Annotated in this window: 18 protein-coding genes; 6 read left to right on the top strand and 12 right to left on the bottom strand. The window is 67.3% G+C overall.

Annotated features, from left to right (window positions below; translation table 11 throughout):
- Nucleotides 1–66: 66 nt before the first annotated feature.
- Together C0J29_RS12600 and C0J29_RS12595 are read right to left on the bottom strand one after the other, a co-directional pair.
- The gene (locus C0J29_RS12600) at nucleotides 67–2010 is read right to left on the bottom strand and encodes a primosomal protein N' (protein ID WP_065164078.1); all 1944 of its coding nucleotides are present in this window, start codon (nucleotides 2008–2010) and stop codon (nucleotides 67–69) included.
- 131 nt (nucleotides 2011–2141) lie between these two features.
- Complete coding sequence (locus C0J29_RS12595) at nucleotides 2142–2867, bottom strand: lysoplasmalogenase (protein ID WP_120792525.1); 726 nt, start codon at nucleotides 2865–2867, stop codon at nucleotides 2142–2144.
- Between C0J29_RS12595 and C0J29_RS12590 the strand changes: the two genes are divergently transcribed.
- Together C0J29_RS12590 and C0J29_RS12585 are read left to right on the top strand one after the other, a co-directional pair.
- A complete protein-coding gene (locus C0J29_RS12590; protein ID WP_120792524.1) occupies nucleotides 2866–3831 on the top strand; it encodes an alpha/beta hydrolase in 966 nt (321 codons plus the stop codon). The genes C0J29_RS12595 and C0J29_RS12590 overlap by 2 nt on opposite strands.
- Nucleotides 3832–3856: 25 nt before the next feature.
- Nucleotides 3857–4819 carry an alpha/beta hydrolase gene (locus C0J29_RS12585; RefSeq protein ID WP_065042612.1) on the top strand — a complete coding sequence of 321 codons (963 nt, stop codon included), beginning with the start codon at nucleotides 3857–3859 and terminating at the stop codon, nucleotides 4817–4819.
- Between the two features lie 6 nt (nucleotides 4820–4825).
- Here the strand turns inward: C0J29_RS12585 and C0J29_RS12580 are convergent, their stop codons facing one another.
- Complete coding sequence (locus tag C0J29_RS12580) at nucleotides 4826–5854, bottom strand: AraC family transcriptional regulator (protein ID WP_065042613.1); 1029 nt, start codon at nucleotides 5852–5854, stop codon at nucleotides 4826–4828.
- A 72-nt stretch (nucleotides 5855–5926) separates the two neighbouring features.
- On the opposite strand from C0J29_RS12580, the gene C0J29_RS12575 reads away from it, so the two are divergent.
- Together C0J29_RS12575 and C0J29_RS12570 are read left to right on the top strand one after the other, a co-directional pair.
- Nucleotides 5927–7369: a cytochrome P450 gene (locus tag C0J29_RS12575; RefSeq protein ID WP_120792523.1), complete on the top strand. Its 1443-nt coding sequence runs from the start codon at nucleotides 5927–5929 to the stop codon at nucleotides 7367–7369.
- Complete coding sequence (locus tag C0J29_RS12570) at nucleotides 7366–8850, top strand: flavin-containing monooxygenase (protein ID WP_065164067.1); 1485 nt, start codon at nucleotides 7366–7368, stop codon at nucleotides 8848–8850. The genes C0J29_RS12575 and C0J29_RS12570 overlap by 4 nt, the downstream gene beginning before the upstream one ends.
- Before the next feature lie 15 nt (nucleotides 8851–8865).
- Here C0J29_RS12570 and C0J29_RS12565 read toward each other — a convergent pair whose 3' ends face one another.
- Nucleotides 8866–10512, bottom strand: a complete 1647-nt coding sequence (locus tag C0J29_RS12565; RefSeq protein ID WP_120792522.1) for a GMC oxidoreductase — start codon at nucleotides 10510–10512, stop codon at nucleotides 8866–8868.
- A gap of 82 nt (nucleotides 10513–10594) precedes the next feature.
- Here C0J29_RS12565 and C0J29_RS12560 point away from each other — a divergent pair, with 82 nt between their 5' ends.
- Nucleotides 10595–11920: an alkane 1-monooxygenase gene (locus tag C0J29_RS12560; protein WP_082994284.1), complete on the top strand. Its 1326-nt coding sequence runs from the start codon at nucleotides 10595–10597 to the stop codon at nucleotides 11918–11920.
- Nucleotides 11832–12404 (top strand): pyridoxamine 5'-phosphate oxidase family protein, encoded by a 573-nt coding sequence (locus tag C0J29_RS12555; RefSeq protein WP_065164065.1) that lies wholly within the window; start codon nucleotides 11832–11834, stop codon nucleotides 12402–12404. Before C0J29_RS12560 ends, C0J29_RS12555 begins: the two co-directional genes overlap by 89 nt.
- A 46-nt stretch (nucleotides 12405–12450) precedes the next feature.
- Here the strand turns inward: C0J29_RS12555 and metK are convergent, their stop codons facing one another.
- From metK to carA, 8 genes are all read right to left on the bottom strand, one after another.
- Nucleotides 12451–13662: a methionine adenosyltransferase gene (gene metK / locus C0J29_RS12550; RefSeq protein ID WP_065164064.1), complete on the bottom strand. Its 1212-nt coding sequence runs from the start codon at nucleotides 13660–13662 to the stop codon at nucleotides 12451–12453.
- Between the two features lie 147 nt (nucleotides 13663–13809).
- Nucleotides 13810–15072 carry a bifunctional phosphopantothenoylcysteine decarboxylase/phosphopantothenate--cysteine ligase CoaBC gene (gene coaBC, locus C0J29_RS12545; RefSeq protein ID WP_120792521.1) on the bottom strand — a complete coding sequence of 421 codons (1263 nt, stop codon included), beginning with the start codon at nucleotides 15070–15072 and terminating at the stop codon, nucleotides 13810–13812.
- Between the two features lie 16 nt (nucleotides 15073–15088).
- Entirely contained in the window at nucleotides 15089–15421 is a 333-nt protein-coding gene (rpoZ, locus tag C0J29_RS12540; RefSeq protein ID WP_065042690.1) for a DNA-directed RNA polymerase subunit omega, read from the bottom strand.
- Nucleotides 15422–15510: 89 nt separating this feature from the next.
- A complete protein-coding gene (gene gmk, locus C0J29_RS12535) occupies nucleotides 15511–16116 on the bottom strand; it encodes a guanylate kinase (RefSeq protein WP_120792520.1) in 606 nt (201 codons plus the stop codon).
- A 25-nt stretch (nucleotides 16117–16141) separates the two neighbouring features.
- Nucleotides 16142–16456 carry an integration host factor, actinobacterial type gene (gene mihF, locus C0J29_RS12530; protein WP_036355303.1) on the bottom strand — a complete coding sequence of 105 codons (315 nt, stop codon included), beginning with the start codon at nucleotides 16454–16456 and terminating at the stop codon, nucleotides 16142–16144.
- A gap of 405 nt (nucleotides 16457–16861) precedes the next feature.
- A complete protein-coding gene (gene pyrF / locus C0J29_RS12525; protein ID WP_120792519.1) occupies nucleotides 16862–17692 on the bottom strand; it encodes an orotidine-5'-phosphate decarboxylase in 831 nt (276 codons plus the stop codon).
- Entirely contained in the window at nucleotides 17689–21042 is a 3354-nt protein-coding gene (gene carB / locus C0J29_RS12520; RefSeq protein WP_120792518.1) for a carbamoyl-phosphate synthase large subunit, read from the bottom strand. Before carB ends, pyrF begins: the two co-directional genes overlap by 4 nt.
- A gap of 91 nt (nucleotides 21043–21133) precedes the next feature.
- Entirely contained in the window at nucleotides 21134–22252 is a 1119-nt protein-coding gene (gene carA, locus C0J29_RS12515) for a glutamine-hydrolyzing carbamoyl-phosphate synthase small subunit (protein WP_065042624.1), read from the bottom strand.
- Between the last annotated feature and the right edge of the window lie 14 nt (nucleotides 22253–22266).

Here is a 22266-nt window from a genome sequence, read left to right as displayed (position 1 = left end):
TTTGCGGCTAGTTCGGGCGACTCCGACCCCACAGGAGATGAGCCGACCAGGTACGCCAGTGATCTCTCACCCGATATGCAATGGGTCGATCTGCACCCGAACCGGCTCGTGGGTTTGCCGGGCGCTGATAACCCCGACGGCGGCGCGCAGCGCCGCGGCCAGCCGCAATCCGTCCGCACGGCGCACCCGCACCAGCATCCTGGTGACCGCCGCATCAGCGGCGATGCCGGCCGGTCGCCGTGCCCCCGCCGGCAGATCCACCGGGCCCAGCAGCTCCGCATCATCGGGTAGCCGCGCTTCATCGAGCAGGGCGGCCACCGCGTCGGCGGTGCCGTCCAACGCGGCGATGTGCACACTCGGCGGCAGGCCCACCTCGGCCCGCGCCGCAAGCTCGGCGTCGGCGTGGCCCACCGGATCCCAGCGGATCAGCGACTGCACCGTCGGCAGCGCCGACTCAGCAACCACGGTGACCACTCCGCCCGCACTGCGGGGCCGCACCAGGGCAGCGGCGTTCATCCAGCGCCACAGCGCGTCCTCAGCCGCGCGCAGGTCCTGGCGGCCCAGCAACGCCCAGGTGTCCAGCAACAGCGCGGCCCCGTAACCTCCCGAGGCACACGGTTCGGCCCCGGGAGTGGCCACCACCAACGCCGGCCGGGCCGGGACCTCCGACACGATGACGTCGCCCGCCGAGGTCACCACCGGCGTGCCCGGGAATGCCCTACCGAGTTCCTCCGCGGTGCGTCGAGCGCCGACCACCACCGCACGAACCGCATCCGACCCGCAGCGGGCACAGCGCAGTGCCGGGTCCACCCGACCACACCACCGGCACATCGCACCGCCGCCACGATCGGTCAGCGCCAGCGGGCCGGTGCATTGCCGGCAGCGCGCGATGGCCCGGCAGCGCCCACACGCCAGCGACGGCACATACCCGCGCCTCGGTACCTGGACCAGTACCGGCGCCCCGGCATCCAGCGCGGACCGGGCGGCACGCAGCGCGATGGACGGCAGGCGCGCGGTGTGCGCGGCGGGGTCGCGTTCGTCGGCGTATCCGCTGTCGTCGAGGGCCACCACGCGCGGCGTCCGGGCCCGCACCACCGGCCGGGCCGCGACCACGTCCTGCGCCCATCCGCTGCGCACCAGCGCCTGAGCCTCGGCAGTCCGTGAGTAGCCGCCGATCAGCGCGGCACAGCGCGCCTGATGTGCACGGAGCATCGCCACTTCGCGGGCGTGCGGATAGGGCGCCCGGGGCTCGGCCAGGCTGTCGTCGGCGTCGGACCAGACCATGACCAGCCCCAAATCGGTGACCGGCGCGAACACCGCACTGCGGGTGCCGATCACCACCCGTGCGCTGCCGCGAAGCGCCGCCAACCACCGCCGGTACCGCGCCGCCGGGCCCAGTCCGGCTGACAGCGCCACCACGCTCGATTCGTCGATCAAGGCCACGGCCGCGTGCCACAGACTGTCGAGATCGCGCTGGTCGGGAACGATCGCCAGCACCGAGTGACCGGCCGCGACGGTTTGCGCGGCCGCCTCGGCCAACCGGTCCGCCCACTGCTCCCCCGGCAGCGCCTGCCACACCGCGCGAGCGGCCCGAGATTGCGCCAGCGCATCCAGAAATTGACCGCCGCGACCGTAGCCCTGCCAGCCTGCGGGGTCCACCGGCTGCACCACCGGCAGGGCCGGAACCGCGGTGAGCTCCTTCTCGACCCTGGCATGGCGGGCCGGCACCGCAAGGCGCAGCACGTCCGGCCTGGTGCCCGCGTAACGGGCGGCGACCGCTTCGACCAGTCGCCGGATCTCCGGAGTGAGGACCGGTTCGGCGGACACGACCCGGTCCAGCCAGCCGAGCTTTCCTTGATGATCGGTGTCGTTGCGTCGTTCCAGGACGAACGCGTCGACCAGCCGACCGTGGAAACGCACCCGCACCCGTACCCCGGGCTGGGCGTCGTCGGACTGCTCGGGTGGCACCAGGTAGTCGAACTCGCGGTCCAGGTGCGGCACCGAGAGCATCGGCAGCACCCGGGCGATCGGCTCGACCTCGGCCACCGCGCCGGCGCTGTGCCGAGTTGCGCCGCCAGTTGTGTTGTCAGACAGGCTTTTTCTTGTCACGGTGGGTCAACCGTAACCGCGGGCAGCGACAACTAGCTCTCGGCGGACGCGGCAACGTCGGTGCGACCGAAGAAGAAGCCGGCGGTGATCAGGATCTCGGCGGCGGCATACGACCACCAGATCGGCACTGCCAATGCCTCGTTGCCCAGGATGAACCGGCTGATTGCGATCATCGAATCCGACGCCGCGAAGCACACCGCTCCGACGGCGGTCCACATGGTCGGCAGCTTGGCCAGCAGCGCCGTGCACACCATCGCCGACAGGACGGTGATGTAGACCGTCACCGGCAGGGTCAGGTTCTCCTTGCCGTTGTTCAGATGGGGCCAGAACCAGATCAGCATCGACACCGACGCCAGCACCATCACCGAGGCGGCCGCAATCCGTGGCCGGGTCGGAGTGACGTGAGGCACCAGGGCACCCAGAAAACAGATGTGGGCCAACAGGAATGAACCGAGGCCGAGCACGAACGACATCGTCCACCACGGGATCGCCAGCAACCAGTCACCACCGGCCGAGAACAGCAAGGCCGGTACCAGCCAGCGCCGCTCGCGGGCGACGGTGTGCGCGAACGCGGCGACCATCAGCAGCAGCGCCATCGACGCCTTGAACGGCGGCTGCAGAATCCAGTGTCCGGTGAGTTCACTGCCGGGCGGCAGCCGCAGTGCGATGACCGTCAGATAGACGCCGTAGGCGATTCCCGCCCAGCCGGCCGCCACCCAGCCGCCGACCATCAGACGGGATGCGTACGGTACGTCCATGCCGAATTTCGACAACCCCGCCTTGCTTCGGGGTAACGAGAAGCCCGGAGTCGATCCCATCCTGCTGAAGGTACTGGATGCGGTTCCGTTTCGGCTATCAACCGACGACGGAATCGACGCCGTGCGACAACGGCTCCGCGACCTGCCGCGCCGCGCGGTACACCCCGAACTGCGCGTCGAAAACCGCGCGATCGACGGCCCAGGGGGACCCATTGACATCAGAATCTATTGGCCAACAACGGATTCGGTTGCGCCAGTGGTGCTCTTCTTTCACGGCGGCGGCTTCGTGATGGGCGATCTGGACACCCACGACGGCACCTCCCGCCAGCATGCGGTCGGCGCCGACGCGATCGTCGTATCCGTGGACTACCGTCTGGCACCCGAGCACCCGTACCCCGCCGCGGTCGAGGATGCTTGGGCCGCAACGAGATGGGTCGCCGAGTTCGGGTCCGAGATCGGCGCCGACACCAGCCGGATCGCCGTCGCGGGCGACTCGGCGGGCGGCACCATCGCGGCGGCAGTGGCCCAGCGGGCCCGCAATGAAGGCGCGCCGGATATCGCCTTCCAACTGTTGTGGTACCCGTCCACGATGTGGGATCAGTCGTTGCCGTCATTCACCGAGAACGCCAACGCACTCATCCTGGACACGAAGGCCATTGCCGACTTCTCCCGTTGGTACGCAGGCGAAGTCGACATGTCCAACCCTCCGGCCGCCATGGCACCGGGGCGGGCGGAGGATCTGTCGGAACTGCCGGCCGCCTACATCGCCGTCGCCGGTTTCGACCCGCTGCGCGACGACGGCATCAAGTACGGCGAGCTCCTGGCCGACGCCGGGGTGCCTACCGAGGTGCACAACGCCGAGACCATGGTGCACGGCTACGTCGGCTATGCCGGTGTGGTGCCCGCGGCCACCGCCGCCATGGCGCGCGGATTGGCCGCATTGCGCGTTGCGCTGCACGGATAGTTGCCTGCGTGCATACCCTAGTTCCATGACGGACCCGACAAATGCCCGACCGGAAATCGATCCGCTGCTGAAAATGCTGCTTGATGCCGTTCCGCTGACCTTCAAAGCGTCCGACGGTGTCGAGGTCGCCCGCGCTCAGCTTGCCGCACTGAAGGCGCCTCCAGAGTTGCTGCCGGATCTGCGAATCGAGGACCGCACGATCGGTTACGGCGACCGCACGGACATTCCGGTGCGGGTCTACTGGCCGCCCACCGCGGCGCAGGAGAATCTGCCGGTGGTCGTCTTCTACCACGGTGGCGGCTGGGCACTCGGCGACCTGGATACCCATGACCACGTCGCGCGTGCCCATGCCGTGGGCGCCGACGCCATCGTGGTGTCGGTGGACTACCGCCTGGCGCCCGAACACCCCCACCCGGCCGGGGTCGAGGACAGCTGGGCGGCGTTGCAGTGGGTGGGCGAGAACGCCGCCGAGCTCGGCGGCGACCCGAACCGGATCGCCGTCGCCGGTGACTCGGCCGGCGGCAATCTTTCGGCGATCATGGCGCACCTGGCCCGCGACCACGGCGGACCGTCGGTCGTCTTTCAGTTGCTCTGGTATCCGTCCTGCATCGGCGATCGGACGCTGCCGTCGTTCACCGAAAACGCCAACGCCCACATCCTCGACGACGACGTTATCGACGCGTTCCTGAGCTGGTACGTCCCGCACCTCGATGTCAGCGACCACACCACGCTGCCAATCAACCTGGCGCCCGGTAACGGCGTGTTGGCCGACCTCCCGCCGGCGTTCATCGGCACGGCACACCACGATCCGTTGCGCGACGACGGCGCGCTGTATGCCGAGTTGCTCAGCGCCGCAGGCGTTCCGGTGGAGTTGGTCAACGAGCCGAACATGGTGCACGGTTACGTCAGCTTCGGGCTGGTGGTGCCGGCGGCCGCCGAGGCGACGAACCGGGGTCTGGCGGCGCTGAAGAAGGCGCTGTATCCCTGAGGCGGCTCAGCGTGAATACCCGCTGGGCGCAACGCCGTACCAGCGTTTGAACGCGTGCGAGAAGGTCGAGACCTCGGTATAACCCAGCCGCCTGGACACCTCGTCCACGGTCAACCCGACGTTGCACAGCAGGTCCACGGCCACCGCCGAGCGCGCCTCGTTCAGCAGGTCGCGAAACGACGTCCCCTCGTCGGCCAACCGGCGCCGCAGCGTCCGCGGATGCATGTCGAGTTCGCCGGCGATGTCGGAAAGCGTTGGAAATGAACCGGAGTCGCGGAACAGCTTGGTGCGCACCAGTGCGGTGATGCCACGTCGCTGCTCGTTGCGCTGCATCAGCACGTCGCACTGCGCGATACACATCTCCAAAGTGTGCCGATCGGCCTGCGGCAACGGCTCGTCGAACATCGCACGCGGGAAATGCAGCCGGTTGTGCGCCCGGCCGAACGCGACGTCGTGCACCGGAATCACCCCGAGCAGCGGGCGCAACAGTTCCTCGTCGACGGCGAGTTCGGCCGACACCTGGTCGGCGTACTTCTCGGCCACGGACATCGCGAAGCTCGTTGTCGTGGTGAGGATTCCGGCGATGTCGCGTTCGATGAAGAAGGTGCGCACATCGTCGGGCAGATGGCTTGCGTCGAGTTCGATCAGGCAGGCGTCGGCGGTCTCGAGGAAGGTGATGCCGATATGCATGGTGGTCAGCGCGAAATAGCGCATCGCGATACTGAGCAGTTCGCGCAGCGTGCCGCAGGACATCACCGCGAAGCCGAACAGGCCGAAGTGGGTGAGCGTGAACCGGCTTCCCACATCGATTCCCAAGCCGGTTCGGTCGGGAAGCCGGCTCTGCACCCGCCGAACCACCGCGATCTCTTCGAGTCCGCTGACCACCGCGTCCGGATCCTCGAGATCCGCCGGCTCGATCGCCGTGCCCGCCAATACGTCATCGACGGGAACCCCCCGCTCGCGGGCGACCTCGCACAGCACCCGGGTCGGATACACCGGATGCCGTACCTCAGCGGGCGGTGGCAGGTGCTGCATGTGTCCTAAAATCCCAACTCTGTGTCCCATAGTCTCATTACGGGCCGCGGTGGCCGTCCCTAGGGTGGAGCCATGGCCATCCTCACCGCCGAGCGGCCCCTGCGGGGCCCGGCCAGAAGGCTGAACACCTGGACGATGACCAGGGAAGCCCTCACCATCGGATTCGATGCCGGCGACGGCTTCCTGGGCCGGTTGCGCGGCAGCGATATCACCAGATTCCGTTGTGGCGGGAGGCGATTCGTGTCACTCAGCCATCCCGACTACGTGGACCACGTGCTGCACGAGGCTCGATTGAAATACGTCAAATCCAACGAGTACGCGCCGATCAAGGCCGCCGCCGGCATCAACCTGCTGACCGACGAAGGTGACTCGTGGGCCGGTCACCGCGGCGTGCTCAACCCCACCTTCGCCCGTCGCCACCTCAACGAACTCGTCGACCTGATGATCGACCCGATCGCCGACGTCACCGCCGCGCTGCCGATCGGCGAACGGTTCGACATGCACGAAACCATGGTCGAGACGACGTTGCGGGTGGTGGCCAATGCCCTGTTCAGCCAGGACTTCGGCCCGCTGATCCAGAGCATGAACGACCTGGCCACCCGTGGACTGCGCCGCGCCGAGAAGCTGGAGCGCCTCGGGCTGTGGGGCCTGATGCCGCAACCGGTGTACGACGCCCTGGTGTGGTGCACCTATTCGGGCGTGCACCTCCCCCCGCCGCTGCGGGAGGTCCAAGAGATCACCCTCGAACTCGACCGCGCGGTCAATGCGGTGATCGACCAGCGCCTGGCGGCGCCGACCGACTCCGCCGACCTGCTGAACGTGTTGTTGCGGGCCGACGGGGGGACGTGGCCGCGGCAGCGGGTCCGCGACGAGGCGCTGACGTTCATGCTCGCTGGTCATGAGACCACCGCCAACGCGATGTCCTGGTTCTGGCACCTGATGACGCTCAACCCGTCGGCCCGCGACCGGATGCTCGACGAGGTCGACGACGTGCTGGGCACGCGGCGCCCGACCGCCGCCGACCTGGGCAACCTCCCGTGGACCACCGCGTGCCTGCAGGAGGCGCAGCGGTACTACTCGGCCGTGTGGATCGTCGCGCGTGAGGCCGTCGAGGACGACGTGATCGACGGGCACCACATCCGCCGCGGGACCACGGTCGTCATCCCGATTCATCACATCCACCACGACCCGCGCTGGTGGCCGGACCCGGATACCTTTGACCCCGGCCGCTTCCTGGGCACGCGCGCGGCGATCGCAAGCGCGGCCGGGTCCGCGCGCTGCGGGTCGCCGCCATCGGGCCCGACTCGCCCCCGTTCGGCCTACCTCCCGTTCGGCGGTGGCCGGCGCATCTGCATCGGGCAGAGCTTCGCACTCATGGAGATGGTGCTGATCGCTGCGATCATGAGCCAGCGGTTTACCGTGGTCGGGGTGCCTGGCCATCCGGTCGAACTCGAAGCAACATTGACCCTGCGCCCCAAATACGGGGTCCACCTCATCGCAGAGAGCCGTTCATGACAAACACGCCCGACCACGAAGTCCTGATCGTCGGCGCCGGCTTCTCCGGCATCGGCGCAGCCATCAAGCTCGACGAGGCGGGATTTTCCGACTATCTGATCGTCGAAGCCGGCGACGGCGTCGGCGGCACCTGGTACTGGAACACCTATCCCGGTATCGCGGTGGACATTCCGTCGTTCTCCTACCAGTTCTCGTTCGAGCAGAGTCCGGATTGGTCGCGCACCTACGCGCCCGGGCGTGAGCTACGGGCCTACGCCGAACACTGCGTCGAGAAGTACGCGATCCGGTCCCGCATCCGCTTCAACACCAAGGTGATCGCCGCTGAGTACGACGAGCAGCACAGCCTGTGGCGGGTCCAGACCGACCCGGACGGCGAAATCACCGCCCGCTACATCATCAGCGCCAGCGGTGTCCTGACGGTGCCCAAGCTGCCCGACATCGACGGGGTCGACTCCTTCGACGGCATCACCATGCACACCGCCCGCTGGGACCACACCCAGGACCTGACCGGCAAGCGCGTCGGGATCATCGGCACCGGCGCCTCGGCCGTCCAGATCATCCCGGAGATTGCGCCGAATGTCGCGAGCCTCACCGTGTTTCAGCGCACGCCCATCTGGTGCTTCCCCAAGTTCGACGTTCCGCTGCCCGCACCGGCGCGCTGGGCGATGCGGATCCCCGGCGGCAAAGCGGTGCAGCGAGTGCTCAGCCAGGCCTTCGTCGAAGCGACGTTCCCGATCTCGGCGCACTACTTCAAGGTGTTCCCCCTGGCCAAGTGGATGGCCGCGGCCGGACGGCGCTATCTGCGTCAGGAGGTCGAGGACCCGGAGGTGCGCGAGCAACTCACGCCGCAATACGCGGTGGGCTGCAAGCGCCCAGGCTTCCACAACACCTATCTGTCCACGTTCAACCGCGACAACGTGCAGCTGGTCACCAAGCCCATCGACAAGATCACCCCGTCGGCGGTCGCCACCGACGACGGCACCACCTTTGACGTCGATGTGCTCATCCTCGCCACCGGATTCAAGGTGCTCGACAGCGACGACGTCCTGACCTACGCCGTCTCGGGCGTCGGCGGGCAGTCGTTGAGCCGGTTCTGGGACGAGCACCGCACCCAGGCCTACGAGGGCGTCAGCATCCCGGGGTTCCCGAACTTCTTCGCCGTGTTCGGGCCCTACGGTTACGTCGGGTCGTCCTACTTCGCGCTGATCGAGACCCAGACCCACCACATCCTGCGTTGCCTGAAACGGGCACGCCAACAGGGCGCGACGCGGGTAGAGGTCACCGAAGAAGCCAATGACCGCTACTTCGCCGAGATGATGCGCCGGCGCTACCGCCAGGTGTTCTGGCAGGACAGCTGCCGGCTGGCCAACAGCTACTACTTCGACAAGAACGGCGACGTTCCGCTGCGTCCTACCACTACCGTCGAAGCCTATTGGCGCAGCAGGCATTTCGATCTCGATGACTACCGGTACACCGGATAGCCCGAGTAGCCGGGTTCATTTCCGCCCCTGCAGGATCGCTTCGATATTGCGTTCGGCCAGCGCGGTGATGGTCATGAACGGATTGCAGCCGAGGTAGCCGGGCAGCAGCGACGCGTCGTTGACGTGCAGCTTGGTGTACCCCTTCACCCTGCCGTAGCCGTCGGTGGCCCTGCCCCGCACCACCCCGCCCATCGGATGAACCGTGTTGGCGGTGAAGACTTTTCCCTCGAAGAGGTCATCGCGGTAGTCGACGCCGTTGGCGTGGGTCACCCTGTCGAACACCGACTGTGCCCGGACGCGCAGGTGTTCGGTGTAATCGTCGGGCCAGTTGATGGCAACGGCGTTGGTCGCCCAGTTGTAGACGATGTCGGCGCGGTCCCCGGTACGCACCATCACGTAATAGCCGAGCGCATACGTCTCGACCGGCAGCGGTAGCGAGAACATGCTGGCGTACACCGGGTTGACCGGATCGTCGCGTCCATCGAGGTTGATCATTCCCATCAGCGATTGCTGGGTGCCGGCGGGATGGCCGGGCTGGAGCATGTGGGCGACCATGATGTCCCCGTTGTTGCCGTAGCCTCGGCCGATCTCCTCGCTCAGATCGGGCAGTGTGCCGGTTTCGCGCGCCCTCAGCAGCAATTCGGTGGTGCCGAGTACCCCGGCGCTGAGGTACAGTTCGTCACAACCGATTTCGTCGCGCCGGAGTTCGGCGCCGAACCGGTCGATCTGGCGGGTGGAAATCACGTACTCCCCCGACCGCTCGCGGCGGATCCCGGTGACCTCGGTCAGCGGCCGCAGCGTGACGTGGCCGGTTTTCAGGGCGGCAGCGAGGTAGGTCTGGTCGACACTGCCGAACCTGCCGTAGTTGTTCCCATACTGCTGCTCAAAATCGAGTGACGAGCGCGGAACCTCGCCCGCTTCTTCTCTTTTCATGTAGTCGAACGAGTAGGCGCTGCCGTTGTAGTCGACGCGGTAGCCCGCCGCGTCGGCGTACTGCCGGCCGACTCGTGCATATTGAAACCACGGGGTCCGCTCGAACCAATCCATGTCGCGATAACTGATGCGCAGCATCGTCTTTGCGCGCTCGATGTAAGTGTCGAGGAAGACCGTGGGGTCGATGTCGGGGAAGGCCGCGCGAACCTGGGCGAGCGTCGGGATCGCGGCGATGGCGGCGTTGATCATCGATCCGCCGCCGACGGCGACTCCGCGAAACACGGTGTGCGCGCCGTGGACAACCTTGTCACAGATGCCGGCCTGCACGGGTTGCCTGGACGGCGCGTTCCTGGCCACTTGCTCCATCGACACCCCGCGGAACGAGGGCACCAGGCTGGGTGGGACCGCGGTGAACCAGCCCGCGCGATTATCCGCGGGAAGCATTCGGGAGAAACGCTTTCCGTCGTCGTCGGCGGCTTCCCAGAGCCTGCCCTTCTCCAGAATCAGGGTGTTCACCCCGGCCTCGCCAAGACGCAGTGCGGTGACACCGCCGCCATAACCACTGCCTACGACGATCGCCCGGTAGTGGCTCTTGGGCCGTGCCCCAACCTCGTCGCGTCGTAACCCGAGCTCGAAAACACCCGCGCCCAGGGCGCCCACCCCCAAGCCGGCGGCTGCGCCAAGGAACTGTCGACGCGACAAGATCGTTCGGCGCGCTCTGCTGTCCATGTCGAACCGGCCCCCCTGTTCGCAAACTGACGTTCATAAGAACTACATTTGAAGATACTATAAGTATGTGAACTAGGGAATCATGGGGTCGTCAGTTGGTATTCAGGCGAAGTTACAGCCATGTCAATTTGATTTCAGCGGCGTAAGGGCGCGGCTAGCGCGGGGACCACAAGCGAACTGGCCCTGGCGGGACCCGAAGCGGTATGTGTGGCTTCTCGGCGCCGTCGTGCCGGGGTTGGTCGCCGCCTCGTGGCTGTTGGTGCGGCTTACCGGGATCTGTGAACTCTGGTGGTCAGGGCCCCTCCTGGCCTTCGGAGCCATACCGGTCCTGGACCACCTGCTCGGTCCAGATCCGAGCAACCCGCCCGAGAGCGCGCTGGCCTGGCTCTCGGGAGATCGCCTATACCGTTGGGCCACTTACCTTTATCTACCGAATCAGTACGGATCACTGATGCTGGCATGCTGGTTCTGGGCGGGCGGTGGTTGGGTGACCATGACCTTCGCCGACAAGTTCGGACTGATGATGACCGTCGGCCTCATCGGCGGTCTGGCCATCAACGCCGCGCACGACTTGGGTCATACCCGGGAACAGTTCGAACGGCGGCTGTCCAAGATCGCGCTCGCTCAGACCTGCTACGGACATTTCTTCGTCGAACACAACCGGGGACACCACGTCCGGGTGGCCACGCCTGAAGACCCGGCAAGCGCGCGGTTCGGCGAGAACCTCTACGCGTTCGTGCCCCGCTCGGTCGTGGGCGGAATGCGGTCGGCGTGGCGGCTGGAGGCCGGGCGGTTGGCCGGCCTTGCCAAATCGCCCTGGACTCTTCGCAACAACGTGCTGAATGCCTGGTTGCTCAGCATCCTGCTGTTCGCCGTACTCGCCGTGTGGTTCGGGCCCGAGGTCCTGCCCTGGCTGATCGGGCAGGCAATTATCGGCTTCGGACTGTTGGAGACGGTCAACTATGTCGAGCACTACGGACTGCGGCGGCAGAAGTTGCCCAGCGGCCGATATGAACGGGTGCGGCCGTCACACAGCTGGAACAGCAACACCGTGGTGGCCAACGTCTTTCTCTTTCACCTGCAGCGGCATTCCGATCACCACAGCAATCCGCTGCGCCCGTACCAGGCGCTGCGGCATGTCGAGGAAGCGCCTCAGTTGCCCGCCGGGTACAGCACCATGCTGCTGCTGGCGATGGTCCCGCCGCTGTGGCACCGGGTGATGGACCCGCGCGTGCTCGACTTCTACCGCGGCGACCTGCGGTTGGCCGCACTCAAACCGGATCGACGGCGCGCCGTGTGCCGCAGGCTACGCTCTACCGATGGCGAAAGTGTTCTCCCGTATCGACGAGTCGCTCCGCGCGTTCATTGCCGAACAGGCCATGTTCTTCGTCGCCACCGCCCCGTCTGAGGGCGGCCGAATCAACCTCTCGCCCAAGGGATACGCCGACACCTTCGCGGTGCTCGATGACCACACCGTCGCCTATGTGGATCTGTTCGGCAGCGGCGTGGAGACCATTGCGCATCTGCGGGACAACGGCCGCATCACGCTGATGTTCTGCTCGTTCACCCGAAACTCCCGCATTCTCCGGCTGTTCGGCACCGGACGTGTGCTGCGCCCTGACGACGACGAATTCGCCCGTGTGCGAGCTCATTTCGGGGAGCTGCGGTCCGGGGTGCGGGCTGCCATCGTCGTCGAGGTGGAACGGATCGCGGATGCGTGCGGCTTCGCGGTGCCCTACTACGAACTCGTCGACGACCGGCCGGTGCTCGACAACTATCACAGCAAGCAACCGCACGAGGCCTACGCCGGCACCATCGGCCGCAATCAGCACAGCATCGACGGCCTGGCCGGGCTGGACCCGGACCACCCGCTGCCGCCACGGACCCAGTAGCGCGAGCTGGGGGCACCTCCCGCTTGCGGGGGCACGCGCCGAAACGCTAGATGGCGCGCTTGAGGTCGTCGACCTTGTCCAGCTGCTCCCACGGCAATTCGATGTCGGTGCGGCCGAAGTGCCCGTACGCGGCGGTCTGCGCGTAGATGGGGCGCAGCAGGTCCAGGTCGCGGATGATCGCGCCGGGACGCAGGTCGAAGACCTCCGGCACGATCTTCTCGATCTTGACCGGGTCGACGATCGCGGTGCCGAACGTCTCGATGAACAGGCCGACCGGGGCCGCCTTGCCGATCGCATAGGCGACCTGCACCTCGACCCGCTCCGCCAGCCCGGCAGCGACGATGTTCTTGGCTACCCAGCGCATCGCGTACGCCGCCGACCGGTCCACCTTCGACGGGTCCTTGCCGGAGAAGGCGCCGCCACCGTGCCGGGCCCAGCCACCGTAGGTGTCGACGATGATCTTGCGGCCGGTCAGGCCGGCGTCACCCATCGGCCCGCCCAGCACGAACTTGCCGGTCGGGTTCACCAGCACGCGGGTCGAGGACGAGTCCAGGGTCTCGTGGCCCAGCTCGTCGAGCACGGTCTGCAGCACATGCCGGCGGATGTCGGGGTCCAGCGTCTTGACCAGGTCGATGCCGTCGGCGTGCTGGGTGGAGACGACCACGGTGTCCAGCCGCACCGGGACGTCGTCCTCGTATTCGATGGTGACCTGCGTCTTGCCGTCCGGGCGCAAGTAGGGCAGGGTGCCGTTCTTGCGGACCTCGGTCAGCTTCCGGGACAGCCGGTGGGCCAACGCGATGGGCAGCGGCATCAGCTCAGGGGTGTCGTTGATCGCGTAGCCGAACATCAGGCCCTGGTCTCCGGCGCCTTGGGCGTCCAGCGGGTCCGCCGCACCCTCGACGCGGGCCTCGTGCGCCGTGTCGACGCCCTGGGCGATGTCCGGGGACTGGGCGCCGATGCCGATGTTGACCCCGCAGGAAGCGCCGTCAAAGCCCTTCTCCGACGAGTCGTAGCCGATGTCGAGGATCCGCGCGCGGACCGTATTGGTGATGTCGGCGAACGCCTCCTTCGCCGTGGTGGTGACCTCGCCCACCACGTGGACCTGCCCGGTGGTCACCAATGTCTCAACCGCCACGCGTGAGCGCGGGTCGCCCGCCAGCAGCGAGTCGAGGACCGAGTCACTGATGGCGTCACAGATCTTGTCTGGATGCCCCTCGGTCACCGACTCACTGGTAAACAGTCGACCGTTCTCGCTCACCCTCGTACGTCCTTCCGTCCATGCCCGCCCAACTGTTAGTTAGGCGAATTATTTTTCAGTGCCTCCAAGCAAACCGGACCCGGCGGCCAGTCTGCAAATTCTCGGGGGTTCCCGACGGGCTACGCTGCCCGGCACACGTTATCTGTTTCAGGCCCCGTCCCCATGCAGGAACGTGGCGATCGCATCAACGATACGGCTCGCCATCAGAGTCTTGGATCCGTGCTGCAGCGCCGATTCGGTTCCGTCGGCAGCCAGCAGCCAGCCGTCGTTGCTGTCCACCTCGAACGCCCTGCCGTCACCGACGGCGTTGACGACCAGCAGATCGCAGCCCTTGCGCCGCAATTTGGCGCGGGCGTGAAAAAGCACGTCCCCGTTAGCGTCACCGGTCTCGGCCGCGAACCCGACGATGGCGCGCATGTTGGGCAACTGACCGTGTGAGCGGGCCTGCACCGCGCCGGCCAGCACGTCATCGTTGCGGACCAGTTCGATGGTCGGCGGGCCCTGGTCGCTCTTTTTGATCTTCGCGGTGGCAACCTGGGTGGGCCGGAAGTCGGCCACCGCCGCCGCCATCACCAGCACGTTGGCTTCCGGAGCGTGCTTGGACACCGCGCTGCCGAGCTGCTCGGCGGAACTGACGTGCACCACGTTCACCCCGGCGGGGTCGATGAGTCCCGCGGTGTGCCCGGCGATGAGCGTGACCTCGGCGCCGCGCTGGGCGGCCACCCGGGCCACGGCATACCCCTGCTTGCCGGAGCTGCGGTTGCCGATGAAGCGCACCGGGTCGATCGCCTCGCGGGTGCCACCGGCTGTCACCAGCACCTTGCAGCCCGCGAGGTCGTAGGGCAACGCGTCGTGGCGCTCCAGCAGCAAGTGCGCCAGGGTGGTGATCTCTTCTGCCTCGGGCAGACGCCCGGCACCGCTGTCCGCGCCGGTGAGGCGTCCGGAGGCGGGTTCCAGCACCACCGCGCCGCGGCGGCGCAGGGTGGCGACGTTGTCGACGGTGGCCGGGTGCAGCCACATCTCGGTGTGCATGGCCGGCGCGAACATCACCGGGCAGCGGGCGGTGAGCAGCGTTCCGGTCAGTAGGTCGTCGGCTCGACCGGCAACGGCCCTGGCAAGCAGATCGGCGGTTGCCGGGGCGACGACCACCAGATCGGCCTGCTGGCCGAGCCGGACGTGCGGGACCTCGGGAACGTCCTGGAAGACGCCGGTACGTACCGGCTCGCCGGACAGCGCCTCGAAGGTGGCGGCTCCGACGAAGCGCAGAGCCGAGTCGGTGGGTATGACCCGGACGCGGTGGCCGGCTTCGGTGAGCTGACGGACAACGGTGCAGGCCTTGTAGGCCGCGATACCGCCGGAAACGCCGACGATGACGCGTTTGGAGCTGCGCTCACTGCGCTGTCCCTCCATGGCGCGCCGGACCCTGTTACTCGCCCTCGGTGTGTTCGAGCAGGTCGGCGTGGATCTCGCGCATCGCGATCGAGAGCGGCTTCTCCTGCAGGCCGGGTTCGACCAAGGGACCGACGTACTCGAGGATGCCCTCGCCGAGCTGGTTGTAGTAGTCGTTGATCTGCCGGGCCCGCTTGGCCGCGTAAATCACCAGCGCGTACTTGCTCGAGACGCGGTCCAGCAACTCGTCGATGGGCGGGTTGGTGATGCCCAGCGGGGTGTCGTAGGCGCCGGCGACACCGGCCGACGGATCGAGCTGATCCACGGCTGGGACGGCGGCCAACGACGTGTCGGACTGCGGAATGGTCACGTAGAAATTCTCCTGGCACTCGGACGTTCGTAGTGCGTTCAAACGGTTTTGAACGGCGAAAAACTCGATTTTGAAAAGTCCTGGATCCGCTAAACGGAGTCAGGGACGTTTCCCACCAGCAAGGATACCAATTCGGCGCACGCAGACTCTAATCGACTGTTCACCACCACCACGTCGAAGTCGCCCTGCGCGGCCAATTCGACGCGGGCGGTGTCCAGCCGGCGCTGGATGACATCGGGCGTTTCGGTGCCCCGCCCGATCAGCCGGGCCTCGAGATCTTCCCAACTCGGCGGGGCCAGAAACACGGTCAGCGCCTCCGGCATGGCGCGTTTGACGGCGCGGGCCCCGGCCAGATCGACCTCGATGAGTACCGGAAAACCGGCTGCCGTGGCTGACCGTACTGGTTCAGCCAGGGTGCCCGACCGGTGCAATCCCCCGTGGATTTCCGCCCATTCCAGCAGTTCATCCTGATCGATCAACTGCTGGAAACGGGCGGGGCTGACGAAGTGATAGTCGACGCCGTCGACCTCCCCCGGCCTTGGTGCTCGCGTCGTGGCCGAGACGCTGAAGTGCAGGTCCGGTATCCGCTCACGCAGACACCGGACCACCGTCGACTTGCCGACCGCGGAGGGACCGGACAACACGACTGTTCTTCCGACAGGCGTCGTGCACTCCGGTCCCCCGCCGGCGCTCACCGGCGCTCCTGGGTCGGTTGCCCGACTAGGAGCCGAACTTTTCCAGCAGGGCCTTGCGCTGACGGTCGCCCAAACCACGCAGCCGACGGGTCGGCGCGATCTCGAGCTCGGTCATGATCTCCTGCGCCTTGACCTTGCCCACCTTCGGCAACGCCTCCAGCAGCGCAGAGACCTTCATCTTGCCGAGAACTTCGTCGCTCTCGGCGTCCTTGAGCACCTGGGTGAGGTTGGTGCCGCCACGCTTGAGCCGATCCTTGAGCTCAGCTCGTGCTCGACGTGCGGCAGCAGCCTTCTCCAACGCGGCCGCGCGCTGCTCGTCGGTCAACTGGGGAAGGGCCACGATTCCTCCGTCTCTCGTCGATATCTTCTCGGATACCTATCGATCTTCATTGTCTCGGCCGGGTACTCCAGCCAGCGCAGACGACCGTACCCACGCTTCCTGACGAAATCTAACCCGACCCCCCGGTTTCGGGGTCATTTGTCCAGCTTGGCACCGCCGCGACGCGCCCGGCACCCCCGCTCCGGCTACCGCTCAGCAACGTCAACGAACCGTCATACCGCGGACTGCGCCGGGCGCACCCGACCCGGCCCCGCTCCGGAAAATCGCTCTCACCTGGGGTTTTCCGAGCTTTCGGTACGTCACATCGGCGGCGGAGGCTGGCTGCGGCGTCCGTCGCAGCAGACAACCGCAGGTCGCAGTGCCGTGAATCACGCATTTGCGTGCCGCTTCGCGCGTGTCGCGCCGTCAACCGGCGTTGAGGTACGCGACGGCGTCGAGCATGCGCTCGGCGGCGGCACGCAGCTCAGCCACGCCGGGACCGGCCCGCAGCACCTCGCGTGACACCGCGGGCCACAGCTGGTGCGACGCCGCACCGCCAAGGCCGGCCAGCGCCTCGGCACGGCCGCCCTGAGCCCCAACACCGGGTACCAGGACGGGCCCGCCCAACTCGCTCAGGTCGGGGGCCTGAAGCACCGTCGCGCCGACGACGACGCCGACGGAACCGGCGCCGGCCCCCTGCTTCGCCCCCTGATTCGCCATAGCGACGTGATCCACGATCAGCTGCGCCACCGTGCGCCCGCCGGCGTCGGCACGCTGCACCGTCGGTCCCTCGGGGTTGGACGTGGCCGCCAGGACGAACACTCCGCGGTCGTGTGCCGCCGCGACTTCCAGCAGCGGCCGCAGCGAGCCGAAGCCGAGGTAGGGCGACGCCGTCACGGCGTCGGCAGCCAGCGGCGACTCGCCGGCCCACGCCGTCGCGTAGGCGGCCATCGTCGACCCGATGTCGCCGCGTTTGGCATCGGCCAGCACCAGCACGCCGTTGGCCCGCAGCGCGGCGGTGGTGCGTTCGAGCACCGCGAAGCCGGCCGATCCGTATGCCTCGAAGAACGCCACCTGCGGCTTGACGATCGCGAACCCGGCGTAGGCGTCGACGCAGATGTCGCAGAATGCGGCCAGGCCTTCGGGCGTTGCCGGCAGTTCCCAGGCTCGCAACAACTCCGGGTGCGGGTCGATGCCCAGACAGAGCGGCCCGCGACTCGACCGCGCCTGCGCCAGCCGAGCCCCGAACCCGGTCACCTTCTGGTACCGATGGCGCGGTGCAGCTCCTGCAGAGACTGCACATCGATGTCGCCGCGGATCCCGGCTTCGATCCCTTGCACGGCGGCCGAGGCGCCCTGCACCGTGGTGATGCACGGGATGTTGACTGCCACCGCCACCGACCGGATCTCATAGCCGTCCACTCGGGGACCCGAGTTGCCGTAGGGCGTGTTGATCACCATGTCGACCTCGCCGGCCCTGATCGCATCGACCGCGGACATCGCCGGACGCCCTTCCTGTGGTGCCTCGAAATGTTTCCGCACTTCGTCGCATGGAATTCCGTTGCGGCGCAGCATTTCCGCGGTGCCTTCAGTGGCCAGAACCCGAAAGCCCAAGTCGGCCAAGCGTTTCACCGGGAATACCAGTGATCGCTTGTCCCGGTTGGCAACCGAGACGAACACGGTGCCCTGCGCGGGCAGTGAGCCGTAGGCGGCGGTCTGACTCTTGGCGAAGGCGGTGCCGAAATCGCGGTCGATGCCCATCACCTCGCCGGTGGACTTCATCTCCGGACCGAGCAGCGAGTCGATCGCCGCACCGTCAGCGCGCCGGAAGCGGTGGAACGGCAGGACCGCTTCCTTGACCGCGATCGGGGCGTCGGACGCCACGTTTCCGCCGTCACCGGATGCGACCAGCAACCCCTCCTCCCGAAGTTGAGAAATGCTGGCGCCCAACATCACTCGCGCGCATGCTTTGGCCAGCGGGACAGCCGTGGCCTTGGAGACGAACGGAACCGTGCGGCTGGCGCGCGGGTTGGCTTCCAGCACGTACAGCACGTCGTCCTTGAGGGCGTATTGCACGTTGAGCAGGCCCACCACGCCGATGCCGTGCGCGATGGCCTCGGTGGCCTTGCGCACCTTCTCGATGTCGCTGCGGCCCAACGTGACCGGCGGCAGTGCGCACGCCGAGTCACCGGAGTGGACTCCGGCTTCCTCGATGTGCTCCATGATCCCGCCGATGTAGACCTCGGTGCCGTCGCACAGCGCGTCCACGTCGATCTCGACCGCGTCCTCGAGGAAGCGGTCGACCAGCACAGGATGTTCCGGCGAGAGTTCGGTGGCCCGGGTGATGTAGCCCTGCAGGGTCTCCTCGTCGTAGACGATCTCCATGCCGCGACCGCCGAGCACGTACGACGGCCGCACCAACACCGGGTAGCCGATGTCGGCGGCGATGCGGCGAGCCTGCTCGAATGTGGTTGCCGTGCCGTACTTGGGCGCGGGCAGACCGGCGGTGTTCAGCACATCACCGAACGCCCCACGGTCCTCGGCCAGGTCGATGGCTTCCGGCGGGGTGCCGACGATCGGCACTCCGGCGTCGGCGAGCCGTTGCGCCAGGCCGAGTGGGGTCTGGCCGCCCAGCTGCACGATGACCCCGGCCACGCCTGGTCCACCGGTGCCGGACTGCTCTTCCGCGTGGTACACCTCGAGCACGTCCTCGAACGTCAGCGGCTCGAAGTACAACCGGTCGGCGGTGTCGTAGTCGGTGGACACCGTCTCGGGGTTGCAATTGACCATGACGGTCTCAAACCCGGCCTCGCTCAACGTGGTTGCCGCGTGGACGCAGCTGTAGTCGAACTCGATGCCCTGCCCGATCCGGTTGGGGCCGGAGCCCAGGATGAGCACCTTGGGCCGCTCGGTCTGCGGGGCCACCTCCGTCTCGGCGGCCGGATCGAGTTCGTAGCTGCTGTAGTGATACGGCGTCTTGGCCTCGAACTCGGCCGCGCAGGTGTCCACCGTCTTGTACACCGGGTGGATGCCCAACCGGCTGCGCAGCGACCGCACCCCGTTCTCTCCGGCCAATTCCGGTCGCAGGGCGGCGATCTGCCGGTCCGACAGTCCACAGTGCTTGGCGTGCCGCAGCAGTTCCGCGTCCAGGACGGGGGCGTCGACGAGTTCGGCGCGCAGTGCCACCAGTTCGTCGATCTGGGCGACGAACCAGGGGTCGACACCGCTGGCCTGGGCCACCTGCTCCACCGAGCCGCCGAGGCGCAGCGCCAGTTCGATGTCGTAGAGCCTGCCCTCGGTCGGGGTCTGCAGCCGGGTCAGCACATCGTCGACTCGACCTTCCGCGCCCTCCGGGTCGCGGTGCGTCCAGAACCCCGCGCGGGTGGTTTCCAGCGATCGCATCACCTTGCCGAGTGCTTCAACGAAGTTGCGGCCCAACGACATTGCCTCACCGACCGACTTCATGGTGGTGGTCAGGGTGTCATCGGCACCGGGGAACTTCTCGAACGCGAAGCGCGGCGCCTTGACCACGACATAGTCCAGCGTCGGCTCGAAACAGGCGGGCGTTTCCTTGGTGATGTCGTTGACGATCTCGTCGAGGGTGTAGCCGATGGCCAGTTTCGCGGCGATCTTGGCGATCGGGAAACCGGTCGCCTTGGACGCCAGTGCGCTCGAACGCGACACCCGCGGGTTCATCTCGATCACGATGAGCCGGCCGTCTTTGGGGTTGATCGCGAACTGGATGTTGCAACCGCCGGTGTCGACGCCGACCTCGCGCAGGATGGCGATGCCCAGATCACGCATCCGCTGGTATTCGCGGTCGGTGAGCGTCATCGCGGGCGCCACGGTGACCGAGTCACCGGTGTGCACACCCATCGGGTCCACGTTCTCGATCGAGCACACCACCACCACGTTGTCGTGGCCGTCGCGCATGAGCTCGAGTTCGAATTCCTTCCAGCCGTAGATCGATTCCTCGATCAGCACGTTGGCGCTGGGGCTGGCGGCCAGCCCGGCACCGGCCATCCGGTCGACCTCCCCGACCGAGCGAGCCATGCCCGAACCCAGCCCTCCCATGGTGAAGCTGGGCCTCACCACCACCGGCAGACCGAGTTCGTCGACCGTCTCCCGCACTTCGTCCATCGTGAAACACACACGGCTGCGGGCAGATTCGCCGCCAACCTTGGCGACGATGTCCTTGAACTTCTGCCGGTCCTCGCCGCGTTGAATGGCCTCGAAGTCCGCGCCGATCAGTTCGATCCCGTAGCGTTCCAGCGCCCCGTTCTCGTAGAGGGCGACCGCGGTGTTGAGCGCGGTCTGCCCGCCCAGGGTGGCCAGCAGGGCATCGATCTTGTTTCCGCGCTCGGCCTGCTGGGCCATCACCCGCTCGACGAATGCCGGGGTGATGGGTTCGACGTAGGTGTGATCGGCGAACTCCGGGTCGGTCATGATCGTGGCCGGGTTGGAGTTGACCAGGCTGACCTGCAGCCCCTCAGCGCGCAACACCCGGCACGCTTGGGTCCCGGAGTAGTCGAACTCGCAGGCCTGGCCGATGACGATCGGCCCGGAGCCGATCACCAGCACGTGATTGAGGTCAGTGCGACGCGGCACTAGCGCTCTCCTTTCCAGGCGCGAGCGTGCGCAGTTGTACGGGATTTTCGGCGTGTCGCTGTACAGACACGCACGTTCGCGCAGAAGGGCATCAGCGGTTCCCTTCCATCAGGTCGACGAACTGGTCGAACAGGTATTCCGCATCGTGCGGCCCAGCGGCGGCCTCCGGGTGGTATTGCACCGAAAATGCCCGCCCGTCAACGAGTCTGACGCCCTCGACCACCCCGTCGTTGGCGCAGGTGTGGCTGACCTGTGCCGCTCCGAACGGAGTGTCGAAGGTCTGACCGGCCTCCCCCTCCAGCGCGAAGCCGTGGTTCTGCGAGGTCACCGCGACCCGCCCGGTGGCGTGGTCGATCACCGGGATGTTGATGCCGCGGTGGCCGAACACCATCTTGTATGTCGACAGCCCGAGCGCCCGGCCCAGGATCTGGTTGCCGAAACAGATTCCGAACAGCGGCATTCCGGCTCCCAACACCTCGCGGGTGAGCGCGACGATGTGGTCCGCCGTGGCCGGGTCACCCGGTCCGTTGGACAGGAACACCCCGTCCGGCTTGAGTTCGGCGATCTGGTCGAAGGTCGCCGACGAGGGCAGCACGTGGCTGCGGATCCCGCGACGGGCGAAGTTGCGCGGCGTGTTGGTCTTGATGCCGAGGTCCAGGGCGACCACCGAAAAGCGTTCGGTGCCTTCGGGTTCGACGACGTAGGTCTCGGGTGTGCTGACCTCGCCGGCCAGGTCGGCGCCCAGCATCGGCTGCTGGCCGCGGACCCGCTCGACCAGCTGCTCGGGCTCGGCCAGCGCCGCGCCGGAGAAGACGCCCGCCTTCATCGAGCCGCGGCTGCGTAGGTGGCGCACCACCGCCCGGGTGTCGATGCCGGCGATCCCGACGATGCGCTGGCGGACCAGCTCAGCCTCCAGCGTGCCGGTGGCGCGCCAGTTGGAGGCGCGTGGCGACGGGTCCCGCACCGCGTAGCCGGCCACCCAGATCTTGTCGCCGCGACTCTCGGCGTCCTCGCCATTCCAGCCGGTGTTGCCGATCTGCGGGGCGGTGGCCACCACGATCTGGCGGTGGTAGCTGGGGTCGGTCAGTGTTTCCTGGTAACCGGACATACCGGTGCTGAACACGGCTTCGCCCAGCGTCTCACCGATCGCCCCGAAGGTGGTGCCGGTGAAGACGCGGCCGTCTTCGAGTACCAGCAGAGCCTTGCTCATCTCCGGGGTCCCCT

This window comes from Mycobacterium paragordonae, assembly GCF_003614435.1.
GTDB classification, from domain to species: domain Bacteria; phylum Actinomycetota; class Actinomycetes; order Mycobacteriales; family Mycobacteriaceae; genus Mycobacterium; species Mycobacterium paragordonae.
The sequence above is the reverse complement of the archived record's forward strand: the minus strand, read 5'-3'. Positions and strand labels throughout refer to the sequence as shown.

Coding starts and splice junctions, on each gene's coding strand:
- C0J29_RS12600 (WP_065164078.1), bottom strand. CDS start 2,010: ATGCTCTCGGTGCCGCACCTGGACCGCGAGTTCGACTACCTGGTGCCA.
- C0J29_RS12590 (WP_120792524.1), top strand. CDS start 2,866: ATGCCGAATTTCGACAACCCCGCCTTGCTTCGGGGTAACGAGAAGCCC.
- C0J29_RS12595 (WP_120792525.1), bottom strand. CDS start 2,867: ATGGACGTACCGTACGCATCCCGTCTGATGGTCGGCGGCTGGGTGGCG.
- C0J29_RS12585 (WP_065042612.1), top strand. CDS start 3,857: ATGACGGACCCGACAAATGCCCGACCGGAAATCGATCCGCTGCTGAAA.
- C0J29_RS12580 (WP_065042613.1), bottom strand. CDS start 5,854: ATGCAGCACCTGCCACCGCCCGCTGAGGTACGGCATCCGGTGTATCCG.
- C0J29_RS12575 (WP_120792523.1), top strand. CDS start 5,927: ATGGCCATCCTCACCGCCGAGCGGCCCCTGCGGGGCCCGGCCAGAAGG.
- C0J29_RS12570 (WP_065164067.1), top strand. CDS start 7,366: ATGACAAACACGCCCGACCACGAAGTCCTGATCGTCGGCGCCGGCTTC.
- C0J29_RS12565 (WP_120792522.1), bottom strand. CDS start 10,512: ATGGACAGCAGAGCGCGCCGAACGATCTTGTCGCGTCGACAGTTCCTT.
- C0J29_RS12560 (WP_082994284.1), top strand. CDS start 10,595: ATGGGGTCGTCAGTTGGTATTCAGGCGAAGTTACAGCCATGTCAATTT.
- C0J29_RS12555 (WP_065164065.1), top strand. CDS start 11,832: ATGGCGAAAGTGTTCTCCCGTATCGACGAGTCGCTCCGCGCGTTCATT.
- coaBC (WP_120792521.1), bottom strand. CDS start 15,072: ATGGAGGGACAGCGCAGTGAGCGCAGCTCCAAACGCGTCATCGTCGGC.
- carA (WP_065042624.1), bottom strand. CDS start 22,252: ATGAGCAAGGCTCTGCTGGTACTCGAAGACGGCCGCGTCTTCACCGGC.